The organism is Bordetella genomosp. 5 (assembly GCF_002261475.1).
Lineage (GTDB): Bacteria > Pseudomonadota > Gammaproteobacteria > Burkholderiales > Burkholderiaceae_B > Bordetella.
The window spans coordinates 773,441-794,765 of sequence record NZ_NEVN01000004.1; the positions used below are offsets into that span (position 1 = coordinate 773,441).

18 protein-coding genes are annotated in these 21,325 nt (G+C 67.3%); 15 read left to right on the forward strand and 3 right to left on the reverse strand.

All coding sequences use genetic code 11. The annotated features are described in order from the left end of the window. The first annotated feature begins 1 nt into the window (after position 1). Both flhA and flhF read left to right on the forward strand, forming a co-directional pair. Positions 2-2,119: a flagellar biosynthesis protein FlhA gene (flhA, locus tag CEK29_RS10000; protein ID WP_094799425.1), complete on the forward strand. Its 2,118-nt coding sequence runs from the start codon at positions 2-4 to the stop codon at positions 2,117-2,119. After that, positions 2,116-5,043: a flagellar biosynthesis protein FlhF gene (gene flhF, locus CEK29_RS10005; protein ID WP_094857979.1), complete on the forward strand. Its 2,928-nt coding sequence runs from the start codon at positions 2,116-2,118 to the stop codon at positions 5,041-5,043. The genes flhA and flhF overlap by 4 nt, the downstream gene beginning before the upstream one ends. A gap of 103 nt (positions 5,044-5,146) precedes the next feature. On the opposite strand, the gene CEK29_RS10010 is transcribed toward flhF, so the two are convergent. The 3 genes from CEK29_RS10010 to flgA all read right to left on the reverse strand — a co-directional run bounded on the left by CEK29_RS10010 (position 5,147) and on the right by flgA (position 6,822). Continuing rightward, entirely contained in the window at positions 5,147-5,632 is a 486-nt protein-coding gene (locus CEK29_RS10010; RefSeq protein ID WP_094799427.1) for a flagella synthesis protein FlgN, read from the reverse strand. Between the two features lie 27 nt (positions 5,633-5,659). Then, entirely contained in the window at positions 5,660-5,950 is a 291-nt protein-coding gene (flgM, locus tag CEK29_RS10015) for a flagellar biosynthesis anti-sigma factor FlgM (protein WP_094799428.1), read from the reverse strand. A 131-nt stretch (positions 5,951-6,081) separates the two neighbouring features. Then, complete coding sequence (gene flgA / locus CEK29_RS10020; protein ID WP_094857980.1) at positions 6,082-6,822, reverse strand: flagellar basal body P-ring formation chaperone FlgA; 741 nt, start codon at positions 6,820-6,822, stop codon at positions 6,082-6,084. A gap of 223 nt (positions 6,823-7,045) precedes the next feature. On the opposite strand from flgA, the gene flgB reads away from it, so the two are divergent. The 13 genes from flgB to CEK29_RS10085 form a co-directional block, all read left to right on the forward strand. Further along, on the forward strand, positions 7,046-7,459 hold the full coding sequence (gene flgB, locus CEK29_RS10025) for a flagellar basal body rod protein FlgB (protein ID WP_094799430.1): 414 nt from the start codon (positions 7,046-7,048) through the stop codon (positions 7,457-7,459). Between the two features lie 42 nt (positions 7,460-7,501). Further along, the gene (flgC, locus tag CEK29_RS10030) at positions 7,502-7,921 is read left to right on the forward strand and encodes a flagellar basal body rod protein FlgC (RefSeq protein ID WP_094799431.1); all 420 of its coding nucleotides are present in this window, start codon (positions 7,502-7,504) and stop codon (positions 7,919-7,921) included. A gap of 14 nt (positions 7,922-7,935) precedes the next feature. Beyond that, the gene (locus CEK29_RS10035) at positions 7,936-8,634 is read left to right on the forward strand and encodes a flagellar hook capping FlgD N-terminal domain-containing protein (protein WP_094799432.1); all 699 of its coding nucleotides are present in this window, start codon (positions 7,936-7,938) and stop codon (positions 8,632-8,634) included. Positions 8,635-8,703: 69 nt separating this feature from the next. After that, complete coding sequence (gene flgE / locus CEK29_RS10040; RefSeq protein WP_094799433.1) at positions 8,704-9,930, forward strand: flagellar hook protein FlgE; 1,227 nt, start codon at positions 8,704-8,706, stop codon at positions 9,928-9,930. 22 nt (positions 9,931-9,952) lie between these two features. Further along, the gene (locus CEK29_RS10045) at positions 9,953-10,717 is read left to right on the forward strand and encodes a flagellar basal body rod protein FlgF (protein ID WP_094799434.1); all 765 of its coding nucleotides are present in this window, start codon (positions 9,953-9,955) and stop codon (positions 10,715-10,717) included. A 57-nt stretch (positions 10,718-10,774) separates the two neighbouring features. After that, a complete protein-coding gene (flgG, locus tag CEK29_RS10050; protein ID WP_094799435.1) occupies positions 10,775-11,560 on the forward strand; it encodes a flagellar basal-body rod protein FlgG in 786 nt (261 codons plus the stop codon). Continuing rightward, positions 11,560-12,246 (forward strand): flagellar basal body L-ring protein FlgH, encoded by a 687-nt coding sequence (locus CEK29_RS10055; RefSeq protein ID WP_094799436.1) that lies wholly within the window; start codon positions 11,560-11,562, stop codon positions 12,244-12,246. Before flgG ends, CEK29_RS10055 begins: the two co-directional genes overlap by 1 nt. Before the next feature lie 4 nt (positions 12,247-12,250). After that, on the forward strand, positions 12,251-13,381 hold the full coding sequence (locus CEK29_RS10060) for a flagellar basal body P-ring protein FlgI (protein WP_094799437.1): 1,131 nt from the start codon (positions 12,251-12,253) through the stop codon (positions 13,379-13,381). Positions 13,382-13,385: 4 nt separating this feature from the next. After that, entirely contained in the window at positions 13,386-14,390 is a 1,005-nt protein-coding gene (gene flgJ, locus CEK29_RS10065; RefSeq protein WP_094799438.1) for a flagellar assembly peptidoglycan hydrolase FlgJ, read from the forward strand. 68 nt (positions 14,391-14,458) lie between these two features. Next, positions 14,459-16,111 carry a flagellar hook-associated protein FlgK gene (gene flgK, locus CEK29_RS10070; RefSeq protein WP_094799439.1) on the forward strand — a complete coding sequence of 551 codons (1,653 nt, stop codon included), beginning with the start codon at positions 14,459-14,461 and terminating at the stop codon, positions 16,109-16,111. Between the two features lie 53 nt (positions 16,112-16,164). Next, positions 16,165-17,388 (forward strand): flagellar hook-associated protein FlgL, encoded by a 1,224-nt coding sequence (gene flgL, locus CEK29_RS10075; RefSeq protein WP_094857981.1) that lies wholly within the window; start codon positions 16,165-16,167, stop codon positions 17,386-17,388. Between the two features lie 75 nt (positions 17,389-17,463). Then, positions 17,464-19,353, forward strand: a complete 1,890-nt coding sequence (locus CEK29_RS10080) for a methyl-accepting chemotaxis protein (protein ID WP_094857982.1) — start codon at positions 17,464-17,466, stop codon at positions 19,351-19,353. 129 nt (positions 19,354-19,482) lie between these two features. Further along, positions 19,483-21,325: methyl-accepting chemotaxis protein (locus tag CEK29_RS10085; protein ID WP_094857983.1), on the forward strand; the 1,843-nt coding region annotated here is incomplete at its 3' end.

A 21,325-nucleotide genomic window follows, 5' to 3' on the forward strand; every position in this document is an offset into this window, starting at 1 on the left:
GATGGGCGGATTGCTTACGCTCTTTAAATCCCAAGGCCTGGCCAATGCGCGCCTGCTGGCCGGCCCCATCCTGATCGTGATGGTGCTGGGCATGATGGTGTTGCCGCTGCCCACGTTCCTGCTGGACTTGCTGTTCACGTTCAACATCGCGTTGTCCATCATGATTCTGCTGGTGGCGATGTTCACCAAGAAGCCGCTGGACTTCGCCGCGTTCCCGTCGGTGCTGCTGTTCGCCACCCTGCTGCGTCTGTCGCTGAACGTGGCCTCGACCCGCGTCGTGCTGCTCAACGGCCACCAGGGTCCGGACGCCGCCGGCAAGGTGATCGAAGCGTTCGGCCACTTCCTGGTGGGCGGGAACTTCGCCGTCGGTATCATCATTTTCGTGATCCTGACGATCATCAACTTCATCGTGATCACCAAGGGTGCAGGCCGGATCGCCGAAGTCGGCGCGCGCTTCTCGCTGGATGCAATGCCCGGCAAGCAGATGGCCATCGATGCCGACCTGAACGCCGGCCTGATCGGCGAAGAAGAGGCACGCCGCCGCCGCGCCGAAGTGGCGCAGGAATCCGACTTCTACGGCTCGATGGACGGTGCCAGCAAGTTCGTGCGCGGTGACGCCGTCGCCGGCCTGCTGATCATGGTGATCAACGTCATCGGCGGCCTGATCGTGGGCGTCGCGCAGCACGATATGTCGATGGGCGACGCCGGCCGCGTCTACACGCTGCTCACCATCGGTGACGGCCTGGTCGCGCAGATCCCCGCGCTGGTGATCTCGACCGCCGCCGGTGTGGTCGTGTCGCGCGTGTCGACCGACCAGGACGTGGGTCAGCAGATCCTGGGTCAGCTGTTCTCGAACCCGAACGTGCTGTTCCTGACGGCCGCGATCGTCGGCATCATGGGCCTGATCCCCAACATGCCGCACCTGGCCTTCCTGACGCTGGCCGCGATGCTGGCCGGTGGCGGCTACATGATGATCAAGCGCCGGGCGCAGGCGGAGGCCGCGTCGGCCGAGCCCAAGGCCGAGGCGCAGCAACAGGCCCAGGCGGCCGCGGCAGAGGCCAGTTGGGAAGACGTGTCGATGGTGGATCAATTGGGCCTGGAAGTGGGCTACCGGCTGATCCCGCTGGTGGACCACGCCCAGAACGGCGAGCTGCTGCATCGCATCCGCAGCCTGCGCAAGAAGTTCGCGCAGGACGTGGGCTTCCTGCCGCCCGTCGTGCACATCCGCGACAACCTCGAACTCAAGCCCAACGACTATCGCATTCTGTTGTCGGGCGTGGAGATCGGCCACGGCGTGGCGATGCCCGGCCAGTGGCTGGCGATCGACCCGGGCGGCGTCACGATCCAGGTCAAGGGCTCGCCCACGACCGACCCGGCCTTCGGCCTGCCCGCGCTCTGGATCGACAACGGCCAGCGCGACCAGGCTCAGGTGGCCGGCTATACGGTGGTGGACGCCAGCACCGTGGTGGCGACCCACCTCAATCACCTGATGCACCGTCACGGCGCCAACCTGCTGGGCCGCCAGGAAGTGCAGCAGCTGCTCGATCGCGTGGGCCGCGATTCGCCCAAGCTGGTCGAAGACCTGGTGCCCAAGACGCTGTCGCTCACCTCGCTGCAGAAGGTCCTGCAAGGGCTGCTGTCCGAGGAAGTGCCGATCCGCGACATGCGCACCATCATCGATACGCTGTCCGAGCACGCGCCGCGTCTCACGGCGCTGGCCGCCAACAGCGGGGGCCAGCCCGATGTGCAGGAGCTCATCGCGCTCACGCGCCGTTCGCTCGGCCGCGCGATTACGCAGCAATGGTTCCCGGGTGAGGGCGAGCTGCGCGTGATCGGTCTGGACGTGCGCCTCGAGCGCGTGCTGTCGCAAGCCATGATGACCAGTGGCGGGCTCGAGCCCGGCCTGGCGGAAACGCTGCTGCGCGAGACCGAACAGGCGCTGCAGCGCCAGGAGTCGCAGGGCAACGCGCCGGTGCTGCTCGTGTCGCCGCCGCTGCGGGCCCCGCTTTCGCGCTTCCTGCGGCATCACCTGCCGCAGCTGGGCGTGCTTTCCAATGCAGAAATTCCCGATGAGCGCGTGGTCCGCGTGACCGCGCTGATCGGAGGTAATGGCGAATGAAACTGAGCCGGTTTGTCGGACCCAACACCCGTGAAGTGCTGCGCATGGTGCGCGATGCGCTGGGCGAAGATGCCCTGATCGTGTCGAACCGCCGCGTCGACGGGGGCATCGAAATCATCGCGACCGTGGAGTCGGACGTCGAAGACGCCGTCCACGACGCCTCGACCGGCACGCCGGGCTCGGCTCGCCCGAGCCCCGCGCCGGCCGCGGCGCAACCCGCGGCCGCGCCGGCCGCACCGGCGCAGCCCGCCGTGCCCGCGTATCGCGACACCGCGCCGGCGCAACCCGCCATGCCCGCGTATCGCGACACCGCACCGGCGCAGCCCGCCGTGCCCGCGTATCGCGATACCGCGCCGACCCCGCAACCCGCCCCGGCGCGTCCGGCCGTGCCGGCGTACGGCCATGCGGCGGCGTATGCCGCCGCCTCGCCCATGCCGGTGCCGGCGCCCACGCCCTCCGCGCGCTTCGGCGCCGGTCCGGCCGCCGCGCATCTGCCCATGTCGGCACGGACCTCCGTGAGCGCCATGGCGGCGACCTACGGCGCCACGTTCGAAGCCACGTCCGCCCGCGCGGCCGAGGTGGACGCGCCCGACGAGGCACTGGCCGACGTCGCGCCCGCGGCGCCGAGTCCTGAGCCCGTGCCGGCGCCACGCAATGACACGCCGCGCGCGGTGACGCCCGAGGTCGAAGACATCGAGGATCTGGGCGCGGTCGATGCCCCGTTGCCCGTCGCGCCCGCCGCGTCGATGGCGCGTCGTCCGGATACGCCGATGCCGGGCACCGCCGGTCTGCCCGGCCTGCCCATGCACTCCGCGCTGGGCGCGGAGCCCAGCGTGCAGGCGGCGATCGACGCGCTGCGCGGCGCGCTCGAGTCGCGCATGGACGGCATGCTGTGGGGCAATCGCGCGCAGACGCGCGAGCCGGTCAATGCCGGTCTGTTCCGCACGCTGCTCGAGGCCGGTTTCTCGATGCCGCTGGTACGCGCCTTGCTCGAACGACTGCCGGAGCACCTGGACGCGCGCCAGGCCATGGCCTGGGCCCGCAACGAGCTGGTCACGCATCTGCCGGTGCTGCGCGCCGAAGAAGACTTTTTCTCGGGCGGCGGCGTCTACGCGCTGGTGGGCCCGACCGGCGTGGGCAAGACCACCACGCTGGCCAAGCTGGCCGCACGCTGCGTGGCCCGTGAAGGCCGCGATCAGGTCGCCATGCTCACCACCGACAACTTCCGGATCGGAGCGCTCGAACAGCTCCAGATCTATGGCCGCCTGATGGGCGTGCCGGCCGACTCGGTGCGCGACGCGGCCGAGCTGCGCAGCACGCTCGCGCGCCTGGGCAATCGCAAGATCATCCTGATCGATACCACCGGGATCAGCCAGCGCGACCGCAACGTGGCCGAACAGGCCGCGCTGCTGACCAACGCGGGGCAGCCGGTGCGCCGCCTGCTGGTGCTCAACGCCGCCAGCCAGGGCGACACCCTGGACGAGGTCGCGCACGCGTATCGCAACGGCGTGGGCGAGGACGTGGTCGGCTGCATCATCACCAAGCTGGACGAGGCCTCGCGCCTGGCGCCGGCGCTCGACACCGCGATCCGGCATCGTCTGCCGATCCATTACGTTTCGCAGGGCCAGCGCGTGCCCGAGCATCTGGATCTGGCCGACCGCAGCACGCTCGTCGATGCGGCCCTGGCCACGCTCAACAAGACCCGCGCGCTCTACGCGCCCAGCGAGGCCGATCTGGCCGCGCTGTGGAATACCAGCAGCACCCAGTCCGAGCGCGATCCGCTGGCGCGCCGCCGTCTGCTGGCCGCCGCGATGCACCGCCCGGTCAGCGCGGGCGAGGCGGATGGCGAACTCGAACAGGCGCTGGGCTGGCTCGCGGCCGACCCGGCCTGCGCGCATGCCCGTGCCGCCTGGCGCGTGCGCAGCGGCGCGGCCGGCGATGACGCGGCCACCTCCGACGATGCCGATGCCAAGCAGCGCGCGCTGAGCGAAGCCATGCTCGCGATGGTCCGGCGTGAATTCCCCGCCGCCTGCCAGCGCTACGTGCTGGCGCTGCACGGCAAGGCCACGCTCAAGGGCAATGGCCTGCCGGGCGGCGTGGCGCATGCCACGTTCCTGATGAGCGATCGCGGCGCCGCTCTGGCCGCGCCGGTGCAGCAGCTCATGCTGCCGCACGGCGCCCTGGCCACGCACGTGCCGGGTTCGGCGGTCGGGCCGGTCAATGCGGCCGACGCGCTGCTGTCCCGCGCCGAATACCTGGCGCAGGCGCTGGGCAATCTGCCGCATGTGCATCTGTTCGACATGGGCACGACCGCGCTGTCGCTGGCATTGAGCGCCGAAGGGCATCTGTGGCTCGCCCGCAGCCCGGGCGCGCTGCGCATCCTGCACGAGGATTGCCCGACGACGCTGCACGCGATCTCGCGCCAACTGGGTTATCTGCCGGCCGGTCCGGTGCCGGGCCAGCCCGAAAACGCCCTGTGGGCCTGCGGCACCGAGATCGGCCTGTCGCAGCGCGGCAAGGAGGGCGGCCGCCTGCGCATGATCTGCGCGCGCATCGTCGACATGCGCAGCGGCAAGGTGATCGCGCAGTACTACGGCCTGACCAACCTCAGCACCGGGCAGGCCGATGCGGCCACGATTGCCCGCTGGCTGGTGCAGCAGGAGCAGGCCAAGGCCGCGTTCCGCTATCTGCCGCACGCCTGGTCGGCGCTGCCGGCCGTGCACACGGCCGACGGTCTGGCGGCCCAGGCCTTGCTGGCCGGTCAGGTGGCGGCCGCCTGCTGGCAGCTCGCGCACACGGAGTCGGCCCAGATGGTGCGCGGCCCGCTGGCCGGGCTGGTGAGCCCGGACGAGCGCAAGCTGCCGGGCAAGCTGTTGCCGGTGGCGCTGCTGAAGATGTTCGCGATGCTCGAGATGGTCGACTGAGGTCCGCGCACGGATTTCGCCCCGCCAACGAAAAGGCCACATGGAGACATGTGGCCTTTTTGCTGGGGCGCGCGGATGGCCGCGCGCGGCAGGGACCCGCAGATCAGGTGGCGACGATGCTGCGGGCGCCGCCGTAGGCGCCGTAGCCCGGGCGCTTGCCCCGGCCATTGGCGTCGTAGGTGGTGCTGTTGGTGCCGCCGAGCTGGCGCAGCATGTCGAGCGATTCGGTGGTCGAGCGCAGGTTGACCTCGATCAGCGCGCCATTGCGGGCGTTGCGGTCGCGGGCTTCCTGGGCATGGACCTGCAGCGATTCCCAGATCGGGCTCAGCTCGGGATGCATGGCGACCGCCGCTTCGGTGCCGCCGTGGCCGGTGCTCAGGCCCAGGGCCAGCAGCAGGGCGTCGCGCTGCTGGCTGAGCAGCACGAGCTTCTCGGCCAGGGCTTCTTTCTGTTGCGTGGCCAGGTGCAGGGCCTCGTGGGCCTTGCGGTCGACCAGGGCCTCGGCTTCCGTGTCCAGGGCGGACAGGAACTCGACCACAAGCGCGGTTTCGCGTTCGAGACAGGTTTTGAGCTGATCAGCGTAGTTCATGGGTCGGGCGCGAGGGCGCGGGACGGATTACTTGAGCAATTCCTTGGCGCTGGCGATCAGGCTGTCGGCGATGCGGGTGGGGTCGATCTTCAGTTGGCCGGAGGCGATGGCGGCGCGGATCGCGGCGACACGCTCGACGTTGATGTCGTTGCTGCCGTCCTGCAAGGCCAGCAGCTGGCGCGATGCGCCGCTCAGGGCCACCTGGGAGCTGCCGGCGTTGCTGTCCTTGCCCGAGCCATAGGCCTGCGCCAGCCCGGATTCATTCCGGCTGACGGTGTTCGGGGTGACGGCGCGGGTCGCGGACGGATTGATCTTCAATTTATTCTCCACTGGGCGAGTCGTACGCCGCGGGGCATGGGCGGCGTTGCCAGGTTATGCCTCTGTAACGACACGGGAATGGCGAACTTTAGCCCAGGCCGGTAAAGGTGATGTGTCATATGTAACACAAATCAGAGCTGGACTTCCACCATGCCGGCGCTGCGGACCACGCCGCTGACGATTTGCCCCGATGTGGTGCGTACCTGGACCATCGCGCCGGGCGCGGCATCGTCGAGCGCCTGGCCTTCGCTGGAGATGACGAAGCCGGCGCCGCGGGCCGTGATGCGGACCACCTGGCCGCGCGTGACAGACGCCGCGCTGCGCAGGGCGTTGCCGCGGATGGCCTGGCCGGCGCCGATGCGCCGGGTGGCCTGCATGCCGATGATCGCGTCGATATCGGTGATGGCGCCGTTCGGCAGCGACACCAGATCCGCTTCGCGGGTGGTGACGTCGTCGGGGTGGATCGCGGCGCCCGCGCCGATCTGGCGCGCCGCCACGAAGTATTCGCCGGGCACGCTGACCGTGGCCTGGACATACGTGGTCCAGGTTTGCGGCGCGTTGCATCGCACCGTGACCGTCATGCGGGCACGCACGCGCATGCCCGACGGCAGGAAGGGCACCAGGCTGTCGCAGGGCGCGAGGCGCTCGGTCTTGACCGGATCGAGCGTGATCGTGGGCGCGCCGCCCAGACTGGCGAGCTGGCCGAGCAGAAAGCCGCGCGCGACCTGCGCCACGGCCTCGGCATCCTGGTGTGCCGCGGTGCCCTGAGCCAGAGCGGGCGTGGCGCATGCCGTGAGCGCGCCGGCCCAGAGGGCGAAGGCGGCGCGGCGTGCCAGCGAGGAGCGCGGTCGGGAGGGCAGGGCGGTGTTCATGGAACACGATTGTAGAAGTGTGCCGACCTTCGCAAGATTGGAATTGCGTTGGAATTATTGGGTTATTTACCTGATTGTGTTGTTGCCCCCACCCCTAAGATGCCGTCATGCGTAAAAAAGCCCTGGCCTCGTCTGGCCGGGCGCCACGCGGGTCCGATGCCTCTTCGTGAGATGTCCCCGCCCGGTACGCGACTGGATCAACTCTCAGGCAACAAGGGCACCCATGCTAGACCGGCTCAACCAGGACTTTCGCTTCTTCCAGCAGGCGATCTCCTTGCGCGCGCAGCGTCAGGAAGTGCTGTCGTCGAACATCGCCAATGCCGACACGCCCAACTACAAGGCGCGTGACTTCGACTTCAAGGCGGCCATGGAAGGCGCGCTCGACAACCGCAACATGCGTCTGCCCGACACCAGCCTGGCGCTGACCTCGGCGCGCCATATCCCGGCGCAGGCCCAGTCGCCCGCCGGCGCCACCGAGCTGCAGTACCGCCTGCCGTACCAGGCCAGCCTGGACGGCAACACCGTGGACATGGACAACGAACGCGTCCGGTTCGCCGAAAACACCTTGCATTACCAGAGCACGCTGCAAGTGCTGAGCGGCCGCATCCGCTCGCTGCAGTCCGCCATTTCGGAATAAGCGCCGCCGGTCCGCCGCGTGGCTTAGAGGGAGCTTGCCCGTATGTCTTTGTTGAGCATTTTCGATATCGCCGGTTCCGCGCTCTCCGCGCAGTCCCAGCGCATGAACGTGTCGGCCAGCAACATGGCCAACGCGGACAGCGTCGCGGGCCCGGACGGCCAGCCTTACCGCGCCCGTCAGGTGGTGTTCCAGGTGAACCCGCCCGCCGGCCAGCGTTTCGGCGAAGAGGTCGGTGGCGTGAAGGTCGCCGGCGTGATCCAGGATCAGTCGCCGTTCAAGCTGGTCTACGACCCCAACCACCCGATGGCCAACCAGGACGGCTACGTGCAGATGCCCAACGTCGATCCCGTGGCCGAGACGGTCAACATGATTGCCGCTTCGCGTTCCTATCAGGCCAACGTCGAAGTGCTGAACACCGCCAAGCAACTGATGGCCAAGACCCTGACCATCGGTCAGAACTGAGCCTGGAGCACACGATGACCACGGTCGATTCCAATACCTCCACCACCAGCGCCGCGCTGGCCAAGCTCGGCGCAGGCAGCTCGGGCGCGGCCCAGAGCATCCAGGATCAGTTCCTGACGCTGCTCGTCACGCAGCTCAAGAACCAGGATCCGCTGAACCCGATGGAAAACGCCGAGCTCACCTCGCAGCTCGCGCAGATCTCCACGGTGGAAGGCATCAACAACCTGCGCAACACGATGCTGGCCATCAGCGGCCAGATCGACGTGTCGCAATCCATGAGCGCCGCCGCGCTGATCGGCAAGGGCGTGATGGTGCCGGGCTCGAAGATCGCCCTGGGCACCAACCCGCTCGACAGCACGCAGCGCGAAGCCACGCCTTACGGCCTGGATCTGCAGGGCGCGGCCGCCAAGGTCACCGTCAAGGTGCTCGACGCCGCGGGCTCCGTGGTGCGCACCGTGGACCTGGGCGCGATGGACGCCGGCGTCTATACGTATTCGTGGGATGGCATGAACGACGGCGGCGCGCCGCTGGCCGACGGCAAGTACACCGTGAATGTGTCGGCGCTGGATGCCGACGGCAAGACCGTCAAGGCCGAAGCACTGACCTACGGCGAAGTGAAGAGCGTGGCGTACTCGACCGAAGGTCTGCGTCTCGATCTGGGCCTGAACGGCCAGGTCAGCATGCTGGACATTCGCAAGATTTTGGGCACCTGAAACGACAGGCAAGACATGCCGCGTTTTGGTGCGGCGCTTTCTACAACTTTGAGAGCTACAGGATAAATCATGGGTTTCGGACAAGGATTGAGCGGCTTGAATGCCGCTTCGCAGAACCTCGACGTCATCGGCAACAACATCGCCAACTCGGGCACCGTCGGCTTCAAGTCGGGCTCGGCGTCGTTCGCGGACGTCTATGCCAGCTCGCGCGTCGGTCTGGGCGTGAAGGTTTCGGCCATCAACCAGCGCTTCACGGTCGGCAACATCTCGACCACGGGCGGCGAGTACGACATCGCCATCGACGGCGCGAAGGGTTTCTTCCGCCTGCTCGATCCGAGCGGCTCGGTGTTCTATTCGCGTAACGGCGAGTTCGGTATCGATCGCGACTTCCGCATCGTGAACGCCCAGGGCTTCCAGTTGACCGGCTATCCCCCGGGTGGCGTGGGCGCCGCGCCTGTCGGCCTGACGCTGCCGCAGGGCAACATCGCCCCGCGCGCCACCGACGCCATGACCGTCCAGACCAACCTGGACGCCAACGCGCCCGTCATTCCCGCCACGCCGGTGTTCAACGCCGCCGACGATTCGACCTACACGACCTCGGTGCCTTACACCGTGTACGACTCGCTGGGCAACGCGCACCAGATGACGCAGTACTTCGTGAAGCGCGCCGCCGTCGCCGGTGAAAGCGTGTACGACGTGTACTACCAGCTCGACGGCCAGGCCATGACCGTGGGCGCCGGCGCCGCCGCCAACGCCACCTTCACGTTCAGCAGCGCTGGCGTGATGACCGGCACGACGCCCGCCGACATGACGATCAACTACGCCACGCCGGGCGGCACGACCTCGCCGGCCGCGCCGCTGGCGATCACGCTGAACTACAACGGCACCACGCAGTTCGGCAGCGACTTCAACCCGAAAATGACCCAGACCGGCTACGCCAGCGGTGAGTTCTCGGGCATCACGATCGGCAAGGACGGCAGCCTCGAAGCCAAGTACACCAACGGCGAATCGCAGGTGATCGGCACGATCGCGCTGGCCAACTTCAACAACGTGCAGGGTCTGCAGCCCGTGGGCAACAACGCCTGGGCCGAAACCGCCGAATCCGGCCAGGCCGTGCTGGGCCAGCCCGGCACCAATGGCCTGGCCACGCTGGCCGGCCAGGCGCTCGAAGCCTCGAACGTCGACATGAGCAAGGAACTGGTCAACATGATCATTGCTCAGCGTACGTACCAGGCCAACGCTCAGACCATCAAGACGCAGGACGAAGTCATGCAAGTCTTGATGAACATGCGCTAAGCGACGGTAACGGAAGCACGCCATGGATCGCATTGTCTTTACCGCCATGAACGGCGCCGCGCGGATCACGGAGCATCAGGCCGCGATCAGCAACAACCTGGCGAACGTCAACACGCCGGGATTCCGCGAGCAGATCTCGATGCTGCGGTCGGTCCCCATGACCGACGGCACCTCGCTGCCCACGCGGGTCTCGACCGTGGCGACCACGCCCGGTTCGAAATTCACGCTCGGCGACGTGCAGACCACCGGCCGCGACCTCGACGTCGCGCTGGCGGGGCAGGGCTGGCTGGCGATCCAGACGCCGCAAGGCGAGGCGTACACCCGCGCCGGCAACCTGACGGTGGGCATCAACGGCGTGCTGCAGACGGCCAACGGCGTGCCCGTGCTGTCGGATCAGAACGGCATCATCGATATCCCCGACCAGGCCTCGCTGACGATCGCGTCGGACGGCACGATCACGGGTATCGGCGCGGGCGATCCGCCCAACAACATTCTGAACCTGGGCCGGATCAAGCTCGTCAATCCGCCCGAGCAGCAGCTGGTGCGCGGCGACGACGGCCTGTTCCGTCTGAACGCGCAGGCCAACGGTCAGCCGGCGGGTCCGCTGCCCGCCGACCCCGCGCTGCGCGTGTTGTCCGGCGTGCTCGAGAACAGCAACGTGAGCGCCGCCGGTGCGATGGTCGGCATGATCGACAACGCCCGCCGCTACGAAATGCAGATGCAGGTCATCACGGAAGCCAACCGCAACGCGGAACGCGCCAACAGCATTCTGTCGGCGACCAGCTGACCTTTTCAAATCGCTTAGCAAGGTGCGCGCCGCCGCGGCGCGCCAGGAGTTTTCACCATGATGCGTTCGCTGTGGATTTCGAAGACGGGCCTCGAGGGTCAACAGACCTCGATGGACGTCATTTCCAACAACCTGGCCAACGTCCAGACCAACGGCTTCAAGCGTGGCCGCGCCGTCTTCCAGGATCTGATGTACCAAACCCTGCGCCAGCCGGGCGCCCAGGTCGGCGATGCCAACCAGCTTCCGTCGGGCCTGCAGCTGGGCACCGGTGCGCGCGTGGCCGCCACCGAGCGTATCCACACGCAGGGCAACATGAACAACACCGGCGCCGAGATGGACATCGCCATCATGGGCCGCGGTTTTCTGCAGGTCGAGCTGCCCGACGGCACGCAGGCCTACACGCGTGACGGCGCGCTGCAGGTCGATCAGAACGGTCAGCTCACCACCGTGAGCGGCTACGTGATCCAGCCGCCGATCAACATCCCCGACAACGCGCTGTCGCTGACCATCGGCAAGGACGGCACGGTGTCGATCACCCAGCCGGGCGCCGCGGGCACCAACGTGCAGGTCGGCCAGCTTCAGCTCGCCACCTTCATCAACCCGACCGGTCTGCAGAGCGTGGGTGAGAACCTGTACCTCGAAACCGATTCGTCGGGTCCGGCCAACCTGCTCCAGCCCGGTCTGGATGGTGCTGGCCAAGTGCTGCAAAACTATGTCGAGACGTCCAACGTCAACGTGGCCGAAGAGCTGGTGAATATGATCACCACGCAACGCGCCTACGAAATGAACAGCAAGGCCGTCAAGACTTCGGATGAAATGCTGGCTCGCCTGACGCAACTGTGATGCTGACTCGTGTTCTGCGTGTATTGACCGGTCTGGCGCTGTGCGCCCTGACCGGTTGCGCCATGATCCCGCCCGAGCCGATCGTGCTCGGACCCACCACGGCCGCGCCGCCGGCGCCCACGCCCGCGGGGCTGCGCCCGAATGGTTCGATCTATCAGCCGAGCGCTTACGGCAACTATCCTCTGTTCGAGGATCGCCGGCCGCGCAACGTGGGCGATATCGTGACCATCATCGTCGAAGAGCGCACCAATGCCGCCAAGAACGTGGCGACCAACACCAGCCGCACCGGTGCCACGACCCTGGGCATCGCCGCGGCGCCGCGCTTCATGGACGGGATCATCAACGACAAGCTGAACACCGACATCACGAGCGAGAACACCGCGAACGGCCGCGGCGGCAGCAGCGCCAACAATACGTTCACCGGCACCATCACCACGACGGTGATGGGCGTGTTGCCCAACGGCAACCTGCAGATCGCCGGCGAAAAGCAGATCGCGATCAACCGCGGCAGCGAGTACGTGCGCATTTCGGGCGTGGTCGATCCGCGCTCGATCACCGGCACCAACAGCGTCTCGTCGACCCGCGTGGCCGACGCGCGCATCGAATATCGCAGCAAAGGCGTCATGGACGAAGTCCAGACCATGGGCTGGCTGCAACGTTTCTTCCTGATGGCTTCGCCGTTCTGATCCCATGACACTTCGCACCACGCTCCTTTCCGTGTTGCGCCTGACGGCGCGGGCCTGCCTGCTGGGCAGCCTGGCGGTGGGCGCCGCCCACGCCGAACGCATCAAGGACCTCGCGACCTTCCAGGGCGTGCGCGGCAACCAGCTGATCGGTTACGGCCTCGTGGTCGGCCTGGACGGCAGCGGCGACCAGGTGCGCCAGACGCCGTTCACGCAGCAAAGCCTGACCAACATGCTGTCGCAGCTCGGAATCACCGTGCCGCCGGGCAGCAACATGCAGCTCAAGAACGTGGCCGCGGCCATGGTGACGGCCACGCTGCCCGCGTTCGCGCGGCCGGGCCAGACCATGGACGTGGTCGTCTCCTCGATGGGTAACGCCAAGAGCCTGCGCGGCGGCACGCTGCTCATGACCCCGCTCAAGGGCGCGGACGGCCAGACCTACGCCATCGCCCAGGGCAACATCCTGGTCGGCGGCGCGGGCGCCTCCGCCGGTGGCTCCAGCGTTCAGATCAACCAGCTCAACGGTGGCCGCATCAGCTCGGGCGCCATCATCGAGCGGCCGGTGGCCACGACCTTCGCCGAAGACGGCATGGTCTATCTCGAGATGATGGACACCGATTTCGGCACCACGCAGAACGTGGCGCTGGCGATCAACCGCCAGATGGGCCAGGGCACGGCCACCGTGATGGACGGCCGCGTGGTTGCCTTGCGCGGTCCGCTCGATCCGGGCCAGATGCCGGGCTTCCTCGCCCGCGTCGAAAACATGCAGGTGCAGCGCGCGCCGGCGATGGCCAAGGTCATCATCAACGCCCGCACCGGTTCGGTCGTGATGAACCGCACCGTGATGATCGAAGAGGCCGCCGTGGCCCACGGCAATCTGTCGGTGGTGATCAATCAGCAGAACCAGGTGTTCCAACCCGACACGCCGTTCACGCAGGGTCAGACCGTGGTCGCGCCCAACACGCAGATCGAGCTGCGCCAGGAAGGCGGTTCGCTGCAGCGCGTGACGACCAGCGCCAACCTGGCCGACGTGGTGAAGGGCCTCAACGCCCTGGGCGCCACGCCGCAGGATCTGCTCGCCATCCTGCAGGCCATGAAGACGGCCGGTGCCCTGCGCGCCGAGCTCGAGATCATCTGACGCCATGTCTTTCGTTTCCTACACTCCGCGCCCGGCCTCCCAAGAATCGATTTTCGACATGGGACGCCTGGCCGACATGAAGCGGCAGGCCGCCGACGCGCCCGCCGATCCGGCCCAGCAGAAGGCCGTCGCGCGCCAGTTCGAAGCGCTGTTCCTGCAGATGATGCTCAAGCGCATGCGCGAGGCGACGCCCAAGGAAGGGCTGTTCGACTCGCAGCAGACGCAGATGGTCCAGGGCATGGTCGACGAGCAGATGGCGCTGTCGCTCGCCACGCCGGGTATCGGCCTGGCGCAGGCGCTGCTGGCGCAGATGCAACAGGGGCAGGGCACGCCCGCGGATCCGGAAAGCGCCATCGGCGGCGCCGGCTCGGCCAGCAATACCGTGGTGCGGCGCGATCTGCGCGGCGATTACGTGCTGGGCGAGGCGGGCACCGTGCCCGAGCGCAGCGTGGCCGCGCTGCTCGACGTGCTGCGTCACAACCGCGCGAGCGATCGCGCGCTGGCCGTGGCCGAAGGCGCGCCCGAGCATGTGGTCGCCTTCGTCTCGAAGATGTCGCGCGCCGCCAATGCGGCCGCCGATCAGAGCGGCGTGCCGGCGCGCCTGATTCTGGGCCAGGCTGCCCTCGAGTCGGGCTGGGGCAAACGCGAGATCAAGCATCCGGACGGCAGTACCAGCTACAACCTGTTCGGCATCAAGGCCGGCTCGAGCTGGAAGGGCAAGGTCGTCAATGTGCTGACCACCGAGTACGTGAATGGCGTGGCGCAAAAGGTGACGCAACCCTTCCGGGCCTACGGCTCGTATGAAGAGTCGTTCGCGGACTACGCCCGCCTGATCGGTAACAGCCCGCGCTACGAGGCCGTGACGCAGGCGCGCAACGAGGTCGACGCCGCCCGCCGCATCCAGGATGCGGGCTATGCCACCGACCCGCGCTACGCCGAAAAACTCATCAACATCATGAGTCAGATGCGGCTGTCGGTCGCCAGCGCGGATTTTTCGGGCGGTCTCTAAATTTCTGTGAATATCTGCCGTTAAGCGGGTATCTGTACCGGTGATCGGTCACTACGGGGCTTTGCAGCATGAATCTGTACAACTTGGCGATGACGGGGCTGAACTCCTCCCAGGCGGGCCTGGAGACGACTAGCCACAATATCAATAACGCGACCACGGTCGGTTACAGCCGTCAGCGCGTGGTCACCTCGACCGCCGGCGCGAGCGCCACCGGCCAGGGCTTCTTCGGCCGCGGTGTGCAGGTCGACACCGTCAAGCGTCAGTACGACAGCTTTCTGTACCAGCAACTGGTCGGCGCGCAGGGCAGCGGTGCCCAGCTGAGCACCCAGTACGACCAGATGTCGGCGATCAACAATCTGTTCGCCGATCGCACCGTGGGCATCACGCCGGCGCTGTCGGGCTTCTTCACGGGTCTGAACAACGCGGCCAGCAAGCCCGCCGATCCGGCCGTGCGCCAGGATCTGCTGGGCAAGATGAACACGCTGGTCACGCAGATCAACACCTCGTACCAGCAGCTCGAAAACCAGCGTCAGGGCCTGAACACCCAGATCTCGACCACGGTCGAGCAGGTGAACAGCTACCTGGGCCGCATCAACGATCTCAACGAGCAGATCGTGATCGCCCGCGGCAAGACCGGACACGCCCCGAACGACCTGCTGGACCAGCGCGACCAGGCCGTCGCCGAGCTGAACCAGCTGGTGGGCATCCGCACCTACGAACAGGGCGAGTCGCTCAACATTTCGCTCTCCAGCGGCCAGACGCTGCTGTCGGGCAAGACCGTGTATCCGCTGCAGGCGGTGGCTTCCGAAGCCGATCCGCGCCGTGTCGCCGTGGCCTATTCGCTGCCCTCGGGCACGGGCACCACGGTCGCCGTCGAGATGCAGGACGGCAAGATCAGCGGCGGCAAGCTCGGTGGCCTGTTGCAGTTCCGCCAGCAGTCGCTGGACGCCGTCCAGGACCAGCTCGGCCAGCTCGCCATCGGCCTGGCCATGGCGCTGAACGAGCAGCATGCCCTGGGCGTGGACCTGAATGGCGATCCGGGCGAAGCCCTGTTCGGGCTGCCCGCGCCGGCCGCGATCCGCAACAGCAACAACACGTCCAACGCCGAATGGCAGTCGGCTTACACCGACGCCAACCAGATCCGCGCCAGTGCCTATCGCATCGAAGCGGTGGGCGGTGACGACTACCGCGTGACCCGTCTGTCGGATGGCGTCGTGATGGACCTGACGGCCACCGGCACGCCGCCCGACACGCTCGAGTTCGACGGCCTGACCCTCACGGGTACCGGCACGGCGGTCACCGGCGAGTCCTGGACGCTGCAGGCCACCCGCAACGCGGGCCGTGACCTGACGGCGCTGATCAGCGACCCGACCAAGCTGGCCCTGGCCGATGCCACCGGCGGCAGCGCCAACGGCAACAACGGCCTCGAGCTGGCCAAGCTTCAGACCGCCAAGGTGCTGGCCAACGGCACGATGAGCCTGAACGAACAGTTCTCGCAGCTCGTGAACACCGTGGGCGTGGACACCCAGAGCCTGAAGTCGTCGGTGACGGCGTCGAACAACCTGATCAAGCAGCAGAACGCGGCGCATCTGTCGGTGTCGGGGGTCAACCTCAACGAAGAATACGTCAACCTGTCGGTGTATCAGGAGCAGTACCAGGCCAGCGCCAAGATTCTGGACGTGGCCAGCGTGCTGTTCGATACGCTGCTGGGCATTCGCTGATCACTATTTCTAGATTGCGCCGTCGCTGACGGCACCTGATTCGGAGTTCGACCATGCGTCTGAGCACCTCGCTGATTTACCAGAACGGCCTGAACGGCATCCTGAACCAGGAAGCGAATCTGTCGCGCCTGCAGGAGCAGCTGTCCAGCGGCAAGCGCGTCCTGACGCCCGCCGACGATCCGCTCGCCGCCTCGCTGGCCGTGAACGTGTCGCAGACCGCGGCCATGAACAAGACCTACGACGGCAACCGCGCCACGGCGCGCCAGTCGCTGGGCATGGAAGACAACGCGCTCACCTCGGTCGTGACCACGCTGCAGGACGTGCTCAAGCGCGTCGTGGAAGCCGGTAACGGCACGATGAGCGACGCCGACCGCCAGGCGCTCGTGAGCGCGCTGGAGAGCTCGCGTGACCAGATCATGGGTCTGGCCAACTCGACGGACGGCAACGGCCAGTACCTGTTCTCGGGCTTCCAGGGCCAGACGCAGCCGTACACCAAGGATGCCGCCGGCAACATCACCTACCAGGGTGACACGGGCCAGCGCACGATCCAGGTCGATCAGAGCCGCCAGCTCGCCTCGAGCGATATCGGCACCGCCATCTTCTCGAGCGTGTCCTCGGGCACGCGCGCCTACATCACCAAGGCCGATCCGGCCAACACCGGCACCGGCCAGTTCAGCTCGCTGTCGATCAACGGCCCGGTCGATCCGGCCAAGTCGTACTCGATCGAGTTCGGCGACGACGGCGCGGGCAACATGGTGTATTCCGTGATCAGCACGCCGCCCGACGCGACGCTGCCGACCGACGTGCCGTACGTCGATGGCGACGCCATCACGTTCGACAGCGTGTCGTTCCGCATCAGCGGCGAGCCCGAGTTCGGCGATGCCTTCACGGTCGAGCCGCCCAACGGCACGAACATGGACATGTTCGCGTCGATGAACGACCTGATCACCGCGCTGAAGAACCCGTCGCAGGGTGACCCGGTCGCTTCCAGCAAGCTCGTGAACCAGATCGCGACGACCAACAAGCAGCTCACGCTGAGCCTGGACAACGTGCTGACCGTGCGCGCCTCCGTGGGCGCCCGCATGAACGAACTGGACGCCCTGGATGCGACCGGCGATGCCCGCGCGCTGTCCTATACGGCCCAGTTGTCGGGTCTGGAAGACGTGAATATGTACGAAGCGACGACCGAACTGCTGTTGCGCAAGGTCGCGCTGGATGCCGCATCGGCGGCGTTCTCGCGCATCGAAGGATCCAGCCTGTTCGCACGCGGTCGTTAATTCCAACACCGCGGTTCAGGCACCCAACGCGCGCTCCCTCCGGGGAGCGCGTGTCCGATAGATAAACGGAAAATCATGTTTGCGAATTTGAAGGTACGCACTTGCATGGCCATCGTGCTGGGAAGCTTCTTCCTGGCCATGCTGGTTTCCAATGGTGTTGCGTGGCTGAGTCTGAATGCCAGCAACCAGAAGTTGAATCAGGTCAATGACGTGTTCACCGACCAGGCGATCACCGCCTACTCGTCGGCGAACCTGCTGTTGCGTGCGCGGTTGATGATGAACACCGCGATGATCGATCTGCAGGAAGGCCGGATCAAGGAATCCGAACAGTCCACGCAGCGCGCGATCGAACTCAATACCCAGGCGCGTGCGCGCTTCGATCAGTTCCTCAAGACGCCCAAGACCAGCGACCTGCAGCAACGGGCCACGCCGGTGGAAACCTCCTTCAAGGAATACCAGGCCGTCGCCGACCGCCAGATGACTCTGATGCGCAATCAGGCCATCGGCGAATACATCCAGGCCAATCCCGCCGCGCAGCAGGCCAACAGCAAGTTCAACGCCGCGCTCAACGATTATCTGGGCTACATCGACCAGATCACCGACCAGTATGTGGTCGAGGGCATGGCTGCTCACAGCCGCGCCAACATCGTGACCGGTGTGCTGGTGGCGCTCGCCGTGCTGCTGTGCGTGGGCGGAGGCCTGTTCGTCGGCCGCAACGTGCTGCGTCCGCTGCGCGAAGCCGGCGCCCACTTCGACCGCATCGCCGGTGGCGACCTGACCAGCCGCGTCGAGGTCAACAGCTCCAACGAAATCGGCCAGCTGTTCGCCTCGCTCAAGCGCATGCAGGAAAGCCTGACGCGCACGGTGTCGCAGGTGCGCCGTGGCGTGGACGAGATCAACGTGGGTTCGCGCGAGATTTCCGCGGGCAACACGGATCTGTCCTCGCGCACGGAGCAGCAGGCGGCCTCGCTCGAAGAGACCGCAGCCTCGATGGAACAGCTCGCCTCGACCGTGAAGCAGAACGCCGACAACGCACGCCAGGCCAATCAGCTGGCCGCGAGCGCGTCGGACGTGGCAGAGCGGGGCGGTTCGGCGGTGTCGGAAGTGGTGCACACCATGGAAGCCATCTCGAGCAGCTCGCGCAAGATCAGCGAGATCGTGTCGGTGATCGACGGTATCGCGTTCCAGACCAACATCCTGGCGCTGAACGCCGCGGTCGAAGCCGCCCGTGCGGGCGAGCAGGGCAAGGGCTTTGCGGTGGTGGCGGGCGAAGTGCGCTCGCTGGCACAGCGCAGCGCGCAGGCCGCCAAGGAAATCAAGGTGCTGATCGAGGATTCGGTGACCAAGGTGGGCACCGGGTCGCAGCAGGTCGAGCGCGCCGGCGACACGATGCAAGAAATCGTGGCCTCCGTGAAGCGCGTGACCGACATCATGGGCGAGATCTCGGCGGCCTCGGACGAGCAGTCCAGCGGTATCGACCAGGTCAATCGCGCCGTGGCGCAGATGGACGAAGTGACCCAGCAGAACGCGGCACTGGTGGAAGAAGCCGCCGCGGCTGCCGGCTCGCTGCAGGAACAGGCGCAGCGCCTGGCCGAAGCGGTGTCGGTCTTCAAGATCAATGCGGGTGAGGTGATCGAAGTGCCGGCGCGCCAATTGGCCGCGCACGCCGCAGCGGCCCCGGCCCCGCGCGTCGCGGCCCCGGCCGCACCGGCCCCGGCGCAGGCCGCGCAGGCGCCGGCAGCGGCTCCGGCTGCTGCCAGCGAGGCCGCGCCCAAGCTCGCGCCGCCGCGTCTGGCCACGGCCCGCAAGCCGGCCAGCGCCGCTGCAAGCAAGCCGGCGGCAGCCAGCGCGGGCGCTGCCCGTCGCAGCGTGCGCCGCACGGGCACGGCAGCGGCCACGCCGGCCATGCCGCCCGCCAGCCCGCGCAAGAGCGCGGCCGCGGACGACGATTGGGAATCGTTCTGAAGTCGTAGTAAGGCAGTAGCGGTAAGCATTTCGTAGTGGGCGGGTTGGCGGCAGGAGGGCCGCGAACCCGTTGCAGCATGCGGGCCGGGCATTCCGGCTGTGACGTAAGCAATTGCGAGAACTGCAACCATGTTGGCCAATCTGAAGATCCGCACCGGGCTTCTCCTGGCTTTGCTCGTGCTGGCGCTCTGTGCGCTGGCTTCCATCGGCCTCGGCCTCGACGCGACGCGTCAGGCCAACGCCGCACTGGACACGATCGACAGCTTAAGCGTGCAACAGAACACGTTGCTGAAGGACACCTATGCGCAGATGCTGCGCGCCACGATCCGCGCCGATATCGCCGCGGGTCAGATGCGCGCGGGCGACGCGAGGGGCGCGGCGGAGAACACGCGCCTGGTGCGCGAGCTGCATGCCGATGCCAGCAAGAAGATCGAGACGTTCGCGGGTATTCCCAAGCGCACCGAGCTGGGCCGCAAGAACGAGACCGAAGTCGTCGCCGCATTCAAGAGCTTCGCATCCGCGCTTGACGAGATGATGTCGGCGCTCGATCGCAACGACGAAAAAACCTATCTGGATCTCAAGAACAGCAAGGCCGGTGCGGCCAGCGGCGCCTTCGCGGCCAAGCTGACGGCGTTCTCGGCCAACATCGAGACCATGAGCGAGAAGACGCTGGGCGACTACCGTCAGACCTCGAACATCATGATGGTGCTGTACGGCGTGTTCGTGGCGCTGATCCTGCTGGTGGTCGTGCTGGCCTACCTGTTCATGACGCGCGCCGTGGTGCGGCCGCTCACGCGCGCCGGCGAACAGTTCGAACGCATCGCCGCCGGCGATCTGACGCAGCGCGTCGAGGTGCATGGTCGCAACGAGGTCGGTCAGTTGATGGCGGCCATCAAGCGCATGCAGGAAAGCCTGACGCGCACGGTGTCGCAGGTGCGCCGTGGCGTGGACGAGATCAACGTGGGCTCGCGCGAGATCGCCGCGGGCAATACCGATCTGTCGTCGCGCACCGAGCAGCAGGCGGCCTCGCTCGAAGAGACGGCCGCCTCGATGGAGCAGCTCGCTTCCACCGTGAAGCAGAACGCCGACAACGCGCGCCAGGCCAATCAGCTGGCCGCCAGTGCCTCGGACGTGGCCGAGCGTGGCGGTTCCGCGGTGTCGGAAGTGGTGCACACCATGGAAGGCATTTCGGCCAGCTCGCGCAAGATCAGCGAGATCGTGTCGGTGATCGACGGTATCGCGTTCCAGACCAACATCCTGGCGCTGAACGCCGCGGTGGAAGCCGCCCGTGCGGGCGAGCAGGGCAAGGGCTTCGCGGTGGTGGCGGGCGAAGTGCGCTCGCTGGCGCAGCGCAGCGCGCAGGCCGCCAAGGAAATCAAGCTGCTGATCGAAGACTCGGTGTCCAAGGTGGGCACGGGTTCGCAGCAAGTCGAGCGCGCGGGCGCCACGATGCAGGAAATCGTGGCCTCGGTGAAGCGCGTGACCGACATCATGGGCGAGATCTCGGCCGCCTCGGACGAACAGTCCGGCGGCATCGACCAGGTCAATCGCGCCGTGGCGCAGATGGACGAAGTGACGCAGCAGAACGCCGCGTTGGTCGAACAGGCCGCCGCGGCCGCCGGCTCGCTGCAGGAACAGGCCGAGCGCCTGGCCGACGCCGTGTCGGTCTTCAAGATCAACGCCGGCGAGGTGATCGAGGTGCCGGCGCGCCATCTGGCGCCGCAGGCCCCGCCGGTTCGGGTCCAGGCCAGCCGCGCGCCCGCGCCGGCGCGTCCGCAGCCCGCCAGCCGCGCGCCGCGTCTGGCCGCCGCGACGGCCGCGCCCGCGCCGACGGAAGACACCGCATCGGTCGATGCCGAGCCGCCCGTGACGCCGGAGAACGAGACACCGCACGACGACGCGCCGGCCGCCGCACCCGCGCCCACGGCTGCCCGGTCGCCCGCAGCACGGCCCGCCGCGGCCCCGGCCAGGG

What these genes read in the sequence shown, in the direction of transcription:
- CEK29_RS10080 (WP_094857982.1), top strand. Translation starts at nt 17,464, where the DNA reads ATGTTTGCGAATTTGAAGGTACGCACTTGCATGGCCATCGTGCTGGGA.
- CEK29_RS10060 (WP_094799437.1), top strand. Translation starts at nt 12,251, where the DNA reads ATGACACTTCGCACCACGCTCCTTTCCGTGTTGCGCCTGACGGCGCGG.
- flgE (WP_094799433.1), top strand. Translation starts at nt 8,704, where the DNA reads ATGGGTTTCGGACAAGGATTGAGCGGCTTGAATGCCGCTTCGCAGAAC.
- flgL (WP_094857981.1), top strand. Translation starts at nt 16,165, where the DNA reads ATGCGTCTGAGCACCTCGCTGATTTACCAGAACGGCCTGAACGGCATC.
- flgA (WP_094857980.1), bottom strand. Translation starts at nt 6,822, where the DNA reads ATGAACACCGCCCTGCCCTCCCGACCGCGCTCCTCGCTGGCACGCCGC.
- CEK29_RS10035 (WP_094799432.1), top strand. Translation starts at nt 7,936, where the DNA reads ATGACCACGGTCGATTCCAATACCTCCACCACCAGCGCCGCGCTGGCC.
- flhA (WP_094799425.1), top strand. Translation starts at nt 2, where the DNA reads ATGGGCGGATTGCTTACGCTCTTTAAATCCCAAGGCCTGGCCAATGCG.
- flgC (WP_094799431.1), top strand. Translation starts at nt 7,502, where the DNA reads ATGTCTTTGTTGAGCATTTTCGATATCGCCGGTTCCGCGCTCTCCGCG.
- CEK29_RS10045 (WP_094799434.1), top strand. Translation starts at nt 9,953, where the DNA reads ATGGATCGCATTGTCTTTACCGCCATGAACGGCGCCGCGCGGATCACG.
- flgK (WP_094799439.1), top strand. Translation starts at nt 14,459, where the DNA reads ATGAATCTGTACAACTTGGCGATGACGGGGCTGAACTCCTCCCAGGCG.
- flgB (WP_094799430.1), top strand. Translation starts at nt 7,046, where the DNA reads ATGCTAGACCGGCTCAACCAGGACTTTCGCTTCTTCCAGCAGGCGATC.
- flgG (WP_094799435.1), top strand. Translation starts at nt 10,775, where the DNA reads ATGATGCGTTCGCTGTGGATTTCGAAGACGGGCCTCGAGGGTCAACAG.
- CEK29_RS10010 (WP_094799427.1), bottom strand. Translation starts at nt 5,632, where the DNA reads ATGAACTACGCTGATCAGCTCAAAACCTGTCTCGAACGCGAAACCGCG.
- flhF (WP_094857979.1), top strand. Translation starts at nt 2,116, where the DNA reads ATGAAACTGAGCCGGTTTGTCGGACCCAACACCCGTGAAGTGCTGCGC.
- flgJ (WP_094799438.1), top strand. Translation starts at nt 13,386, where the DNA reads ATGTCTTTCGTTTCCTACACTCCGCGCCCGGCCTCCCAAGAATCGATT.
- CEK29_RS10055 (WP_094799436.1), top strand. Translation starts at nt 11,560, where the DNA reads ATGCTGACTCGTGTTCTGCGTGTATTGACCGGTCTGGCGCTGTGCGCC.